13 protein-coding genes are annotated in these 14,790 nt (G+C 62.0%); 4 read left to right on the top strand and 9 right to left on the bottom strand.

Annotation, left to right across the window (positions count from 1 at the left end):
* Window positions 1-140: 140 nt before the first annotated feature.
* Both LOL23_RS00465 and ggt read left to right on the top strand, forming a co-directional pair.
* Window positions 141-1,187, top strand: coding sequence for a Bug family tripartite tricarboxylate transporter substrate binding protein (locus LOL23_RS00465; protein ID WP_237172972.1), 1,047 nt, complete (start codon window positions 141-143; stop codon window positions 1,185-1,187).
* Between the two features lie 34 nt (window positions 1,188-1,221).
* Window positions 1,222-2,829 (top strand): gamma-glutamyltransferase, encoded by a 1,608-nt coding sequence (ggt, locus tag LOL23_RS00460; RefSeq protein ID WP_160976039.1) that lies wholly within the window; start codon window positions 1,222-1,224, stop codon window positions 2,827-2,829.
* Here ggt and LOL23_RS00455 read toward each other — a convergent pair.
* The 4 genes from LOL23_RS00455 to LOL23_RS00440 form a co-directional block, all read right to left on the bottom strand.
* Window positions 2,826-4,649 carry an acyl-CoA dehydrogenase gene (locus LOL23_RS00455; protein ID WP_160976037.1) on the bottom strand — a complete coding sequence of 608 codons (1,824 nt, stop codon included), beginning with the start codon at window positions 4,647-4,649 and terminating at the stop codon, window positions 2,826-2,828. The genes ggt and LOL23_RS00455 overlap by 4 nt on opposite strands.
* An 88-nt stretch (window positions 4,650-4,737) precedes the next feature.
* Complete coding sequence (locus tag LOL23_RS00450; RefSeq protein ID WP_160976035.1) at window positions 4,738-5,715, bottom strand: Bug family tripartite tricarboxylate transporter substrate binding protein; 978 nt, start codon at window positions 5,713-5,715, stop codon at window positions 4,738-4,740.
* 115 nt (window positions 5,716-5,830) lie between these two features.
* Entirely contained in the window at window positions 5,831-6,643 is an 813-nt protein-coding gene (locus LOL23_RS00445) for an enoyl-CoA hydratase/isomerase family protein (RefSeq protein ID WP_160976034.1), read from the bottom strand.
* Window positions 6,640-7,902: a CaiB/BaiF CoA transferase family protein gene (locus LOL23_RS00440; protein WP_160976032.1), complete on the bottom strand. Its 1,263-nt coding sequence runs from the start codon at window positions 7,900-7,902 to the stop codon at window positions 6,640-6,642. The genes LOL23_RS00445 and LOL23_RS00440 overlap by 4 nt, the downstream gene beginning before the upstream one ends.
* Window positions 7,903-7,999: 97 nt before the next feature.
* Between LOL23_RS00440 and LOL23_RS00435 the strand changes: the two genes are divergently transcribed.
* Window positions 8,000-8,923 carry a LysR substrate-binding domain-containing protein gene (locus tag LOL23_RS00435; RefSeq protein ID WP_237172971.1) on the top strand — a complete coding sequence of 308 codons (924 nt, stop codon included), beginning with the start codon at window positions 8,000-8,002 and terminating at the stop codon, window positions 8,921-8,923.
* Between the two features lie 117 nt (window positions 8,924-9,040).
* Here LOL23_RS00435 and LOL23_RS00430 read toward each other — a convergent pair whose 3' ends face one another.
* From LOL23_RS00430 to LOL23_RS00420, 3 genes are all read right to left on the bottom strand, one after another.
* Window positions 9,041-9,970, bottom strand: coding sequence for an electron transfer flavoprotein subunit alpha/FixB family protein (locus LOL23_RS00430; RefSeq protein WP_160976028.1), 930 nt, complete (start codon window positions 9,968-9,970; stop codon window positions 9,041-9,043).
* 2 nt (window positions 9,971-9,972) lie between these two features.
* Window positions 9,973-10,722, bottom strand: coding sequence for an electron transfer flavoprotein subunit beta/FixA family protein (locus LOL23_RS00425; protein ID WP_160976026.1), 750 nt, complete (start codon window positions 10,720-10,722; stop codon window positions 9,973-9,975).
* A 158-nt stretch (window positions 10,723-10,880) separates the two neighbouring features.
* On the bottom strand, window positions 10,881-11,804 hold the full coding sequence (locus LOL23_RS00420; RefSeq protein ID WP_160976024.1) for a histone deacetylase family protein: 924 nt from the start codon (window positions 11,802-11,804) through the stop codon (window positions 10,881-10,883).
* Between the two features lie 11 nt (window positions 11,805-11,815).
* On the opposite strand from LOL23_RS00420, the gene mltB reads away from it, so the two are divergent.
* The gene (gene mltB / locus LOL23_RS00415) at window positions 11,816-13,015 is read left to right on the top strand and encodes a lytic murein transglycosylase B (RefSeq protein WP_160976022.1); all 1,200 of its coding nucleotides are present in this window, start codon (window positions 11,816-11,818) and stop codon (window positions 13,013-13,015) included.
* A gap of 15 nt (window positions 13,016-13,030) precedes the next feature.
* On the opposite strand, the gene cysM is transcribed toward mltB, so the two are convergent.
* Window positions 13,031-13,936 (bottom strand): cysteine synthase CysM, encoded by a 906-nt coding sequence (gene cysM, locus LOL23_RS00410; protein ID WP_160976020.1) that lies wholly within the window; start codon window positions 13,934-13,936, stop codon window positions 13,031-13,033.
* 255 nt (window positions 13,937-14,191) lie between these two features.
* Entirely contained in the window at window positions 14,192-14,653 is a 462-nt protein-coding gene (locus LOL23_RS00405; RefSeq protein WP_237172970.1) for a ComEA family DNA-binding protein, read from the bottom strand.
* Between the last annotated feature and the right edge of the window lie 137 nt (window positions 14,654-14,790).

Genomic DNA, 14,790 nt, shown 5'->3' with positions numbered 1-14,790 from the left:
TGTTTGGATCAAACCATATCGGTAATATGAATGCAATACAAGCGCCGCCCCATTCCGCAGGGCGCGGGGCGTAACTGGGATCTTCGCTTTCACCCCCCTTTTTTCAAGAAGCTGTTTCTGACCTCTCCTCGGAAATTCATATGAAATCAATCGCTTCATGGTGTAAAGCAGTACGCAGCACTGCAGGTGCAGTGCACAACCGGCCCAGCACGGTGCCGTTTTTACAGATGCTGGCACTGGCCGGGGCCATCGGCGCCGCCACTGTCGCGCCAGCGCCAGCCTTCGCCGCCTTTCCGGACAAGCCGATACAGGTCACCATTTCATTTCCCCCAGGGGGTGCAACCGATGTGCTGGCAAGGGCTTTGGGCCAGCAGATGGGGGCAGTGCTTGGTCAATCGGTCGTTGTAGAAAACCGCACGGGCGCCGGCGGAGCGATCGGGCTTGCGGCAGGCGCGCGGCAAGCGCCGAATGGATATGGGCTTTATCTGGCTGCCACCACCAACCAAGCGATTGCCGCTGCGATCTATAAAGACCAGCCCGTGCATCTGGCCAAAGACTTCGTGCCAATCGGCTTGATCGGCTTTGTGCCGCATGCGCTGGTTGTGCCGGCCTCCCTGCCGGTCAGCAATGTCGCTGAGCTAATCGCCTATATCAAGGCCAAGCCTGGCCAGTACAACTACGCCTCCCAAGGTGTGGGTACGCTGTCTCACCTCGAAGGCACGCTGTTCTCTCGCCAGAACGCCCTGGACATCACCCACGTGCCCTACAAAGGCAGCAGCCAGGCACTGCCGGACGTTGTCAGCGGCGTTTCAAGCATGATGTTTGACAGCGTCACGGGCTCAATGCCGTTGGTGAAGGGTGGCAAGCTCAAGTATCTGGCGGTGGCCTCGGGGCAGCGCGTTTCCCTGTTGCCCGACGTTCCCACCCTGAAGGAATCCGGCATTGCGAACGTAGTGGCGGATAATCAGTTTGGCCTATTCGCGCCGAAAGGCACGCCGCCGGACATCATTGCAACGCTTTCAGCGGCGCTGGAACAATCATTGAAGAACCCGAAGCTCATCACTGCCATGGCAGCACAGGGTGCGGAACTGCGCTACGGCCCGCCCGATGCGCTGGCAAAGGTGGTAAACAATGAGCACGCTTTCTGGGGCAATGTAGTCAAGGAAGCAAACATCCGCAGCAACTGACCCCCTGTTTTATTGTTTTTTGAGTAGAGACACCATGGCTTTAGACCAATCCACCTATTGGCAATTTCCCTATACCTCGCAACGCGTGCCGGTGCTGGCCGACAACGTTGTCAGCACTTCGCAGCCCCTGGCGGCTGCTGCGGGGCTGAAAATGCTGATGCGCGGCGGCAACGCAGTCGATGCCGCCCTGGCCACGGCCATTGCCTTGACAGTGGTCGAGCCTTGCATGAACGGTATCGGCGGCGACCTGTTCGCCCTGATCTGGGACGGCAAGCAAATGCATGGCCTGAATGCCAGCGGGCGCGCGCCGGCAGCCTGGACACCAGACCGATTCGCTGACCAACCCTCTATGCCGGGCATCGGATGGGGCAGCGTAACAACACCGGGCGGGGTTGCCGGCTGGCGGGCGTTGTGCGATCGCTTCGGCACCCTGCCCTTCGAAGACTTATTCGAACCAGCCGTAAAGCTGGCGCGCGACGGCTTCCTGGTGTCGCCCACTGTTCATCGCCAATGGCAGGAGCAGGTAGGCAAGCTGAGCAGCCAACCTGGCTACGCGGATGCCTTCGCGCCCCAGGGGCGAGCACCGCTTCCGGGCGAACGCTTCGTGTGCCCCGGGCAGGCCGACACACTGGAAAAAATTGCCCGCAGCGGCGGGGATGCTTTTTATCACGGCGAACTGGCGGCTGCCATCGCAGCCCATGCGCGTAATACGGGCGGGCTGATCACCGAAGCGGACTTGGCCGCCAACCGGCCCGACTGGGTAGCCCCTATCCGCATCGGCTACCGCGACCTGGAATTGGTGGAAATCGGCCCCAACGGCCAGGGTATCGGCGCATTGATGGCGTTGGGCATGCTCGACGCGCTGGACATGGCCGAGCTGAAGCACGATTCGGCCGACTACATCCACTTGCAGTTGGAGGCCATGAAACTGGCCTTTGCCGATCTGCACGCCTACGTGGGCGACCCGGCAGCCATGGCGCCGGGCATGACCGAAAAACTGCTGGATCCGGCCTATCTGCGCGAGCGTGCCAAACAAATCGACCCGCGTCGCGCCGCCTACCCGGGCCCCGGCAACCCGCACCAGGGCGGCACGGTCTACATGACAGCCGCCGACGCCAGCGGCATGATGGTGTCGCTGATTCAGTCAAACTTCAAGGGTTTTGGCTCTGGTGTGGTGGTGCCAGGTACCGGCATTGCGCTGCATAACCGAGGCTGCGGCTTTTCCACGCGTGCAGGCCACCCCAACCAAGTCGGCCCGGGCAAGCGGCCTTTCCACACGATCATCCCCGGTTTTCTGATGCGTGGCGGTGCTCCGCTGGCCAGTTTCGGCCTGATGGGCGGGTCTATTCAGGCGCAGGGCCACGTGCAGATGGCCTGCCGTGTGGCCGACTTCGATCAGAACCCGCAGGCAGCCATCGACGCGCCACGTTGGCGGGTGGCCGACGACAACCGGGCCGTACGGGTTGAATGGAATATGCCGCCTGAAACCGTAGCAGGCCTGCACGAACGCGGGCACGCCATCGATGTGGCGCCGCGGTTTGACCTGGAGTTTGGCTGCGCGCAAATGGCCATGCGGCTGGCGCAAGGTGGTTATATGGCCGCCTCGGACCACCGCAAAGATGGCTACCCGATGGGCTTCTAAGCTTCTGCCAGGGCAGCGGCGGCAAATTGCGCCGCCGTGCCGCCCGTGGTGATAGCCGCCGCCAGTGCGCCGGCGCGCGGCAACAGGTTGGCGGCATAGAACACGCAGGTGGCCAGTTTCTGGCGATGAAAAGGTGAATCACCCTTGGCCAGGGCACGCTCGCAGGCCAGTGCCGCGCGCGCCATCTGCCAGCCGGCCAAGGCGATGCCTGCAAGCATCAACAAGGGCACGCTGCCCATGAAAACACCGCGCAAATTCTCTTTGGCGTTTTCAAGTACGTAGCGGTTGGCCGTGCGATAGGCCTGCACCGCCTGTTCCAATTGAGTGGCGATCAAGGCAAGGCCTTCGGCATTGGCGCCGCCCTGCCCCGCCGCCTCGCGCACCTGCGCCACTGTGGCCGCCATGCGTTCGGCCAGCGCCGTCGCCACAGCGCCGCCGTCACGTAACACCTTGCGCCCTACAAAGTCATTGGCCTGGATGGCTGTCGTGCCTTCGTAAATCGGCAGGATCCGTGCATCGCGGTAGTACTGGGCCGCACCGGTTTCTTCGATAAAGCCCATGCCGCCATGCACCTGTATGCCCAAGGAGGCGACTTCGACAGAAATTTCGGTGGAGAAGCCCTTGACGACCGGCACCAGGTATTCGTAGAGCGCTTTGTCGCGGGCGCACCGCCCCGTGTCGGGATGATGACGGGCGCTGTCGTTGGCGGCGGCAGCCACATACGCAAGCGCCCGCGCACCTTCGGTCAGCGCCTTCATTGTCAGCAGCATGCGCTGCACATCGGGGTGATCCACGATCGCCACCGGGCCGGTCGAACCCTCGAGGGCCTGGCCCTGCACACGTTCTCGGGCATAGGCCATGGCATGCTGCAGCGCCCGCTCGGACACTGCGATGCCTTGAATACCCACCGCATAGCGCGCGGCATTCATCATGATGAACATGTACTCGAGGCCGCGGTTCTCTTCGCCGACCAGATAGCCGACGGCGCCCTCGCCCACCTCGCCCTTGCCCGAACCGTACAGCAGCACTGCCGTAGGGCTGCCATGTATGCCCAGCTTGTGCTCGATGGAGCCGCACCAGACGTCGTTGCGCGCCCCCGTCGAGCCGTCATCGTTGACCAGGAATTTAGGCACGATGAACAAGGAAATGCCCTTGACCCCCTTGGGGGCATCAGGCGTGCGGGCCAGCACCAGATGGACGATATTTTCGGCCATGTCGTGCTCACCATAGGTAATGAAAATCTTCTGGCCTGACAGCCGGTAGCTGCCGTCATCCTGCCTGACTGCCTTGGTGGCGACCTGTGCCAGATCCGAGCCGGCCTGGGGCTCGGTGAGGTTCATGGTGCCCGTCCAGCGCCCATCAAGCATGGGGGGAATGTAGCGCTGCTGCTGGGCCGGCGAACCCACAGCGGTCAGCGCCTCGATCACGCCATCGGTAAGAAGCGGACACAGGGCGAATGCAAGATTGGCGGCGTTGAGGTTTTCGCCGCACACAGCCCCCAGCAGCTTGGGCAGCCCCTGGCCACCGAGCTCTTTCTCGTGCAACAGCCCCTGCCAACCGCCTTGCGCAAATTGCTCAAACGCCTCTTTGAAGCCTGGCGACGTTCGCACCCGGCCGTCGTTCCACGCTGCCGGTTTGGTATCGCCCTGCCGGTTCAACGGCGCGATGACCTCTTCAACAAAACGCGCGTTTTCATCCAGCACCGCATCGATAAGGTCGTCGGATACGTCTTCGAAACCGGGCATGGCCAGCAACTCATCGAGCCCGGCCAGCTCTTTCATTACGAAACGGATGTCTTGCAAAGGTGCGCGGTATGTCATGGTCTTCACTCTGTTTTTCTGACGTTTACGTAAAGCGTTGGACAGCTCATTTTGCCATATTCATGCCGCGCAACCCACCTTACCCCTTTCAGTTGGCCGTTTCCACGCTCTTCTTGGCCAATCGCAGCCCTTCGGCACCTTCGCGGCGTGCAAACTCAACAAATGCGGTGGACGAGGCAGAAGGCGTCACCTCCTCGTAGCCTGACTCAAGGCTTTTACGTACCGCCGGATCCGCCAACACTTTGTTAGTGGCGGCGAACAGCGTTTCAACCACGGATTGAGGCGTGCCCTTGGGTGCGAAAATGCCCCACCAATTGGCCAGATCATATTTGGCCACCGTTTCCGCAATCGGCGGATAATCGACCAGACTCGACCGATTGGCCGATGTCACCGCGATGCCCACCACCTTGCCACTGTCGATTACCGCTTTTGCAGACGGCGCGGTTGCAAACGAGATATCCGTATCGCCCGCGGCGACGGACTGCGTGGCCGCCGCACCGCCCTTGAAGGGAACGTGCATGAATTGCACCCCTGCCAATTCCATGAAAGACACGCCAGCCAGGTGGGTGATTACCCCGTTGCCGGACGAAGCCATATTGAGTTTGCCAGGCGCTTTGCGGGCACGATCGAGCAAGTCCTGTACGGTGCGTATGCCGAGCTTGGCATTGGCAATCAGCACCATGGGGCCGGTGGTCAACTGGGCAACCGGCACGAAGCTGTCGGCGGAGTAATCCACCTTGTAAAGCACACTGTCGCTGCCCATGACGCTCGAGTTGCCAAGATACAGCGTATAGCCATCCGCCGCGGCGCGCGCGGCATGACTGGCACCGATGGTCGAACCCGCACCGGGGCGGTTCTCGACGACGACGGGCTGCTGAAGCACCTTGGACAACGCATTGGCATATACACGGCCAACATGATCGGCCCCGCCACCGGGAGGAAAACCGATGATCAACGTGATTGGTTTGGCGGGATATGCGGGCGCCGCATGCGCACTGGTGGCGGGTAAGCCGCACGCAATGCCAGTGGCAAGGGCCATGCCGAGGAACTGTTTAATGCGTTTCATGATTGTCTCCATGGGTATTGTGTAATGAGTAATGGCTTTGTTAACGGCTCCTTGCCTGGTTTTCGCCCCACGCTCTGCGCCGCCCTTCCGTCCGTATTGCCACGCACGGTACGTCCTATCCGCCAATGAATATCGGCTCGCGCTTCTCTTTCCATGCCCGCGCGCCCTCGGCAATGTCACTGGACCGCTCCGACCGCAGCACCAGTGATTCAATATCGGCGATGTCCAACTGGCCGCGCGCGATCAGATTCAGGTGCCGCTTGATCCCCGTCAGTGCAATGGGCGCCATCCCTGCCAACTGGGCGCTGAGCGCCTGTACCCGCGCATCGAGATCGCCCTCCTGCGCCAGCTCGGTCAGAAAGCCGAGCTGCAACATCGTTGCCGCGTCGATTTTCTCGGCCGTCAGGAACAGGCGCTTGGCATTGTCCAAGCCCAATCGGGTCACGTAACGCACCATGCCGCCCGGATAGAAATGCAGGCCCAGTCGTACTGCCGGCATGAACATATTGGCCTGCGGGGTGCCGATGCGGAAATCACAGGCTAGGCACAGATCGGTACCGCCCCCGTAGACTCCGCCGTGAATGGCGGCGATGGTGACGGGGCGGGCCGCCTCGAGCATGTCGACGGTCTCGCCGAAGTAAAGCGAGCTGGGGGCATCGTCCGCGGCAAGCGCGGAAATGTCGTAGCCGCTGCAGAAGTACTTTCCCGTTGCCATGATGCGCAACACCAGCACGTCTTCAGCCTCATTGACGGCCTGGATATGGCGTCGAATGGTACCCAGATCTTCGGGGCTGAGCCGATTGGCATAACTGGGCTTGTCCAGCGTTATGGTCGCTACACGCCCCGAAATATCAAGCGCCGGCGCACCGGCAGGCGTGAGGCCATCTTTTACATCGGCCGGGACGGTACTGTGGTTTTTCTGGTTCATGCGTGCCCCTTGGCTGTCTCGGGGCTGCCCGCTTGCGCACACACCGCGCCGTCGAATGGTGGAGCCTGATGCAAGACACTGCGCGCCAGCAAGGCCTCTACATCGCCATCCGCAATACCATAGGCGGCCAGCACCTCGCGCGTGTGCTGGCCGAACACCGGCGGCGCACTGCGCACGCTGATCCCGTCCTCAATCGCATCCATGCTCAGCGGCAGGCCGACTTGCTTCAGTTCACCCACGATTGGATGCTGCACGGATTGAACCAGGCCGCAGGCCCGTACCTGCGGATCGGCAAAAACGTCTGCCAGCGTGTTGATCGGCCCGGCTGGGATGCCATGCTCGATCATCAGCGGTGTCCATTCCATGCGTTTGCGCTGCTTCAGGCTCTGTTCTAGCGCATCCTTCAGGGCATGACGATGCTGCATGCGATCCGCATTGGTCACAAAGCGTGGATCCGTGACCAGGTGTTCCAGGCCCAGGATAGCGCACAGCTTGACCCACATCTGTTGCGTCGCGGGCGCGAGATTCAGCGGCCCGTCGGCAGTTTCAAAGGTACCGTAAGGCGCGATGACCGGATGTACATTGCCACATGGCTCAGGCACCTCGCCCACACTTAGGTATCGTTGCCCCTGCACGCTCAGCAGGCCCATCAACCCCGATAGCAGCGAGGTTTCCACATGCTGACCCACCCCTGTATGCTGGCGCTGCACAACGGCCGATAATATGCCGATCGCCAGCCACATGCCCGCAGTGAGATCCCCGATGGCGGTACCCACGCGCGTCGGCCCTGATTCGGTGGTGCCGGTCAAGCTCATGAAGCCCGAATAACCCTGGGCGATCTGGTCAAACCCCGCCCACCCACTGGCCGGCCCCTTGCTGCCAAAACCCGAGATCGACGCCATAATCAGGCCCGGGTGTTCCTGACGCAGCGCGTCATAGCCCAGGCCCATATTCTCCATGGTGCCTACTTTGAAATTCTCGACCACAATGTCAGACGCGAGTGCCATCTTGCGGATCAACGCCAGGCCTTCAGGTTGGCGAAAATCCACACCCAGGCCCTTTTTGTTGCGGTTGGCACTAAGATAATAAACACTTATATCTTCATCAAACGGGCCCCATTGGCGCACCATATCGCCACCGGGGGCAGGCTCGACTTTTATCACCTCAGCCCCGAGATCCGCGAGAATCATCGTACTGAAGGGCCCTGACAATGCACGGGTGAGATCCAGCACTTTCAATCCAGCTAGCGGCAGGCTCATTACTTGCGTCTCCTCATTGAGTGCGTTCATTCTAGGAAGAGCCCGCAAGATAAGAAAATACTATTTCGCGATGCCACGATAAGTTAAACTTATTGCTATGAATCTACGCCAGCTCAAGTATTTCGTGCGCGTGGTCGAACTGCGCAACATGACGCGTGCCGCAGAAAGCCTGCACGTGGCACAGCCCGCGCTCAGCCAACAGATGTCGCTGCTGGAACAGGATCTAGGGGTCGACATCCTGGTACGCGGGCCCAAAGGCGTACAGCCGACCGCCGAAGGCTTGCTGCTGTACCGCCATGCCCAAACCATCCTCCGGCAGGTGGACAGCACACGCAGCCTGCTGACGCGAGGTACCGACGAAGTTACTGGGACGGTGTCCATTGGGCTGGCCTCGAGTACGGCGCGGATTCTGTCGCTGCCGCTCATGCAGCGTGTCAAGGCGGATCTACCGTCGGTGGTGCTGGAAATCGTGGATGTGCCCAGTGCGGATCTCACCAAGCTCGTACTGCAGGGGCGGATCGATTTCTCTCTATCTCCTGACCAGCAGGCGCTGCCGGGCATTTCGCACCAGCCTCTGCTTCGGGAAACACTGCTACTGCTCACCCATCCAAGCGCACGCCTGCCATCGCGGCGCCTCGCGGTCGCTGATATTGCCGCATTGCCGCTCATCCTTCCCAGCCTGCCCAACACGCTGCGCGCACGCGTCGACCATGCGTTCCTGACAGCCGGTTTCTCCAGTAACCTATATGCCGAGGCAAGCACCTCGGCCATTCTCATCCCCGCCGTTCGCAATGGCGCAGCGGCCACCATTCTTCCTTACTCGGCCGCACAACCTGAAATCATCGACGGTCTGATCAAGGCACACCTGCTGGCCACCGACCTGTCGCGCGAGCTCGTACTATGCGCCAGCGACAGCTTGCCGCTAACGCCCGCCGTGAACCGCGTCATTGAAATCTGTCAGCACGAAATCCAGCGTCTCGTTGCCGCAGGCCTCTGGCGCCACTGCTCATTGCTATTCTGACAGCACCATGCAAAAAGGCCGCGAAACCCGCCCCTCTGACAGCCCGCATGGATGCGGACGCGTGTCGTGGAGCGTGATTTCGCGGCCTGTATGGCGCGAAAGCGCCGGGCCTACGCCTTACAGGGCAGCGACCAATTCAGGCACCGCCGTGAACAGATCAGCCACCAAGCCGTAGTCGGCCACACCAAAGATAGGCGCTTCGGCATCTTTGTTGATCGCGACGATGACCTTGGAGTCTTTCATGCCGGCCAGGTGCTGGATGGCACCCGAGATACCGATGGCCACATACAGCTGTGGCGCCACGATCTTGCCGGTCTGGCCGACCTGCCAGTCGTTGGGCGCGTAGCCCGCGTCGACCGCCGCGCGCGACGCGCCCAGCGCCGCACCCAGCTTGTCGGCCAGTGGCTCGAGCAACTTGAAGTTTTCGGCGCTGCCCATGCCACGGCCACCCGAAACCACCACGGCTGCGCCAGCCAACTCGGGCCGGTCGCTCTTGGCCACTTCGCGGCCCACAAAGCTGGATAGGCCCGAATCGGCCACCGCACCCACCGATTCGACGGCGGCACTGCCGCCCTCGGCCGCAACTGCGTCAAACCCCGTGGTCCGCACAGTGATGACCTTGACCGCATCCGACGACTGCACGGTTGCAATGGCGTTGCCAGCGTAGATAGGACGTTGGAAGGTGTCGGCCGATTCGACGGCGATGATGTCCGAGAGCTGGGCGACGTCCAGCTTGGCGGCCACGCGAGGCGCCACGTTTTTGCCCGATGCAGTGGCCGGGAACAGGATGTGGCTGTACCCGCCGGCAATGTCGAGCACCTGGGCGGCGACGTTCTCGGCCAGCCCGTCGGCCAGTTGCGGCGCGTCGGCCAGCAGCACCTTGGCCACACCGGCCGCCTTGGCGGCCTGATCTGCCACCGCCTGCGCGCCGTTGCCCGCGACGAGTACGTGAATGTCGCCGCCGATCTTGGCTGCGGCGGCAATCGTGTTGAGCGTAGCGCCCTTCAGATGGGCGTTGTCGTGTTCAGCAATAACCAGAATCGTCATGTTCAAACCACCTTCGCTTCATTCTTGAGTTTGTCGACCAGCGTGGCGACATCAGGCACGATGATGCCGGCCGAGCGCGCGGGCGGCTCGGATACCTTGAGCGTCTTCAGGCGGGGGGTGACATCCACGCCCAGTTCTTCGGGTGTGAGCACATCCAGCTGCTTCTTCTTGGCCTTCATGATGTTGGGCAAGGTGACGTAGCGCGGCTCGTTCAGGCGCAAGTCAGTCGTGACAATTGCGGGCAGCGTGAGCGACAGGGTTTCCAGGCCGCCATCCACTTCGCGCGTGACCGTTGCCTTGCCGTCGGCGACCTCGACCTTGCTGGCGAAAGTGGCCTGGGGCCAGCCCAGCAGCGCAGCCAGCATCTGGCCAGTTTGGTTGGCATCGTCGTCAATGGCCTGCTTGCCCAGAATGACCAGCTGAGGCTGCTCTTTATCGACCAGTGCCTTGAGCAGCTTGGCCACGGCCAGCGGCTGCAGCTCGGCGTCGGTTTGGACCAGTGCGCCGCGGTCGGCGCCGATGGCCATGGCAGTGCGCAGGGTTTCCTGGCTTTGGGCCACGCCGCAGGACACTGCGATGACCTCGGTGACTACGCCCTTCTCCTTCAGGCGCGTGGCTTCTTCCACAGCGATTTCATCGAAGGGATTCATGGACATCTTCACATTGGCGATGTCCACCCCGCTTTGATCGGATTTGACGCGTACCTTGACGTTGTAGTCAACGACGCGCTTGACAGGTACCAACACCTTCATCGAGCTTTCTCCGGAGAGTATATAAAATCAAAAATGGCTGAATACTGTTTTACGCAAATTTTTCAATTCTACAACGGTACGACGCGGCCGCACGGCCACAGGACCGCCGGGGCGGCAAGGCTGGCGCGCACGGAACATCACCAGGCACCGATGACCCATTACACAGATGCCAGCACCTTGATGTGCGCGGCGGCGCTGCGGCCCAGGGCGGATAGGTTGTAACCACCCTCCAGAAAGCTGACAATGCGGCCTGATGCGCTGGCGTCGGCGACTTCGGTGATGCGTTCGGTGATCCAGCCGTAATCGGCTTCGACCATGCCCAGTTGCCCCAAGTCGTCTTCGCGGTGGCCGTCGAAGCCGGCGGAAATGAAGACAAACTCAGGCTCGAACGCTTGCAAGCGCGGCATCAGCACATCGGCGAACAGCATGCGCAGCGCATCGCCCTTCGTGTATGCGTCAACCGGTATGTTTACCATGTTTTCCGGGCAAGGGTTAATCCAACCATGCGGAAATATCGAATTCTGGAAGAAACTGCACATCAGCACCCGCTGATCGCCAGCAAATATTTCCTCGGTGCCATTGCCGTGGTGTACGTCGAAGTCGATGATGGCCACACGCTTGAGGCCATAGCGTTCCAGTGCGTAAGCAGCAGCCACCGCGATATTATTGAAAAAACAGAAACCCATTGCCTGCGCCCGGCGCGCATGATGGCCGGGCGGCCGCACGGCGCAAAAGGCGTTGCGGTGTTCGCCGCGCATGATCGCATCGACCGCCGTGATGCCCGCCCCTGCCGATGCCATAGCGGCATCGAGCGTGCGCGGGCACATCAGGGTGTCGGTATCGATGGGGTACAACCCTTCGAGGGGCAGGTGGCGGCGAAGATAGGCCAGATGTTCAGGTGTATGCACCCGCAGCAGGTCGGCATCGGTGGCGGGCACCGCTTCGGCCTCGTCAAGAAAATCCATCAAACCGCTGCCCAGCAGGCGATCATGAATGGCATCGAGCCGTTCGGGGCATTCGGGATGCCAGCTTCCCATTTCATGCAAGCGGCACGATGGGTGGGTAATATAAAGTGTCTCCATAAAGGTTGATTATGTTCACACCCATTCGTTTCTTGCAAGTTAGCCTTTTGTCGCTGGTGCTGGGTGGCTGTGCCAGTCAGCAGACGGCCGCCGGCCCCGACGCCGCCAAGCCGCCTGCCGCTCGCCCTGGCCCCGCGTTGGCAAGTAACAGCAGCCCACAGGCTGCCGCACCGCTCGCCTTGCCGCCGGCACCCGCGCCCATCGCCGCCGGCCACTCGTCGTCCAGCGGCGGCCCGCTGCTTGAGCCCGACGGCTCGCTTACGCCAGACCTGAAAGCCTTTGCGGGCGAGGTTTCATCGGTACGGGGCGTGCCGTTGGCGCATGTCGAATCATTGTTGCGCACCGTCAGCTACGATAGCACTGCGGCGCGCCTGATGAAGCCCAGCGGGCAGCGCATACGCCGCAGTTGGACGGTCTACCGCCAACGCTTTGTCGAGCCCATCCGCATCAGGGCCGGGCAGGAATTCTGGACGGCAAACCGCGCCTTTCTGGATAGAACTGCGCGCCAGTACGGCGTGCCAGCATCCATTATTGTGGCCATCATTGGTGTGGAAACCGTCTATGGCCGCAATACGGGCAACTTCAGGGTACTGGACGCGCTCGCGACGCTGGGTTTCCGTTACCCCGACGATACCCGGCCCGAGCGCAGCCAGTTGTTTCGAGATCAACTGGCCGACCTTATCGAGCTGGATTATCGCAAGGTCCTGGATGCGCACGCCGCGACCGGCTCGTTTGCCGGCGCCATGGGCCTGCCTCAGTTCATGCCAGGCAGCCTGGCACGCTATGCCGCCGACGGCAACGGCGATGGCCATATAGACCTGCTCAATGAGTACGATGCAATCGCCTCGGTGGCGCGCTTTCTGCGCCTGCACGGCTGGGTACCCGGGCTGCCCGTATTTGCGCCCGCCACGCTGCCGAGCGACCCCGCATCGCTGGTAAAGGGTGGCCTCACCCCCACCCTCAGTTGGGCTGAGCTTGCTGCCCAGGGCGCGGCGGCGATCACCCCCACTGGCATGCCTACCCCCGCCTGGATGCGGTACAAGCTGGGCATGGTGAACCTGGTGGATGAGTCGCGCAACCGCGCCGAATACCGCATCGGCACACCAAACTTCTTTGCGATCACGCACTACAACCGCAGCTATTTCTACGCCACCGCAGTGGCCGACCTGGCGGCAGTGCTGGCGGACGCCATGGGCGAGGAGAAGCCCTGAAGCCGTAGACGGGCGTCAGTTGAAGACGCCGGTCGACAGGTAGCGGTCGCCTCGGTCGCACACGATGAAGACGATGGTGGCGTTTTCGACACGCTGCGCCACGCGCAGCGCCGCCACCAGAGCGCCAGCAGACGAGATGCCGGCAAAAATGCCTTCTTCGGCGGCCAGACGGCGTGCCATGTTTTCAGCCTCGGCTTGCTCGATCAACTCGAACTCATCGACCTCGGCGGGATGATAGATAGCGGGCTGGTATGCCTCGGCCCACTTGCGGATGCCGGGGATCTGCGAGCCCTCGGCGGGCTGGGCGCCAATCACGCGCACGGCATGGTTGCGCGAACGCAGGTACGTGCCCACGCCCATGATGGTGCCCGTCGTGCCCATGGCGCTGACAAAATGGGTGATCTCGCCACCAGTCTGTTCCCAGAGTTCAGGGCCCGTGGTTTCCACATGGGCGCGCGGGTTATCGGCATTGGCAAACTGGTCGAGGACCTTGCCTTTGCCCTCGGCCTGCATTTTCAGGGCCAGGTCGCGGGCGTATTCCATCCCCCCCTGGCTGGCAGGCGTGAGGATGAGCTCGGCGCCGTAAGCTGTCATGGACGCACGCCGTTCCACCGACAGATTGTCGGGCATGATGAGGACCATTTTGTAGCCCCGGATGGCGGCTGTCATGGCCAGCGCGATACCGGTATTGCCGCTGGTGGCTTCAATGAGCGTATCGCCGGGCTTGATCTCCCCCCGCTCTTCGGCGCGGCGGATCATAGAGCTTGCGGCGCGGTCTTTGACCGACCCCGCCGGATTATTGCCTTCGAGTTTGGCCAGGATGACATTGCCGCGCGCTGCACCGAACTCGCCGGGGATGCGCTGCAGCCGCACCAGCGGCGTGTGGCCGATGGTGTCTTCAATAGTGGGGTAGTTTTTCATGGGAAAGTTGTTTTGCCTTTGGGTGGTACAGAATCGCATATTACCGCCAGCCGGCCCCATGGCGCCACACAGCGCAAGACACGCGGCGCAGGGCTTGCGCCTGGAGCTTATACGGTGCCAGGCACGCGGCACGGGGCGGATGGCGTGTATCTCCGGCCTGTCGGCGGGCCGGCGCGCACTGCCTGCCTGCGAGGCAATGTTCGGTGGGCGGACACCGAAGCCCGTCCGCGGCGCGGCAGCCGGCCCGCGCGCTATTCATCGGCCTGTCGAACTGACCTGGCTCGAACGCGCCACGCCGGGTTTGCCCGCAGCAGGCATATTGTCTTGCTGCAGCACACGGTACGCCGGGCCAACACGCAGGCCAGACGCCTCCAGCGCCGCCGCCTTGCGCAGACCGATGCCCCGCACGCGATCGGACAAGTCTTCAATAGACGTAAACGGGCCCGCGCGACGCCTTTCTTCGATAATGACGCTGGCCGTACGAGGCCCGATGCCACGGAGGGTCTGCAGTTGTTCCACTGTGGCGGAATTGAGGTCGACCGCTGCCAGCGCAGGCAAGGCTGCCAGCACGCCAATGGCGGTTCCGACCATGAGCCCTCTGTTGGCACGGATGCTGTGCCGGCCCGTCGATGGTGTATGCACTACGCGCGCTGGATGATGAAACGGCGTCTCAGTGGGCAACGGCTGGGCAACGGTGGATTCGGTGAAAGGATTCATCATCTGGCTCCTGAATGTGAATGGAGCATCGATGATCGCCGCCGCCCGATCCTGCTGCCAGCCCGGCGGCGACAAGGCGTCCATGCGTAGTCTTACGCATGGGCTGCGATTGGACTGCGAATAAACGCCGAACAGGC

Origin of the sequence: Paracandidimonas lactea, from assembly GCF_021653995.1 — a bacterium.
Taxonomy (GTDB): Bacteria; Pseudomonadota; Gammaproteobacteria; order Burkholderiales; family Burkholderiaceae_B; genus Allopusillimonas; species Allopusillimonas lactea.
Note: the sequence above shows the minus strand (reverse complement) of the source record. Positions and strands in the feature narration are given on the sequence as shown.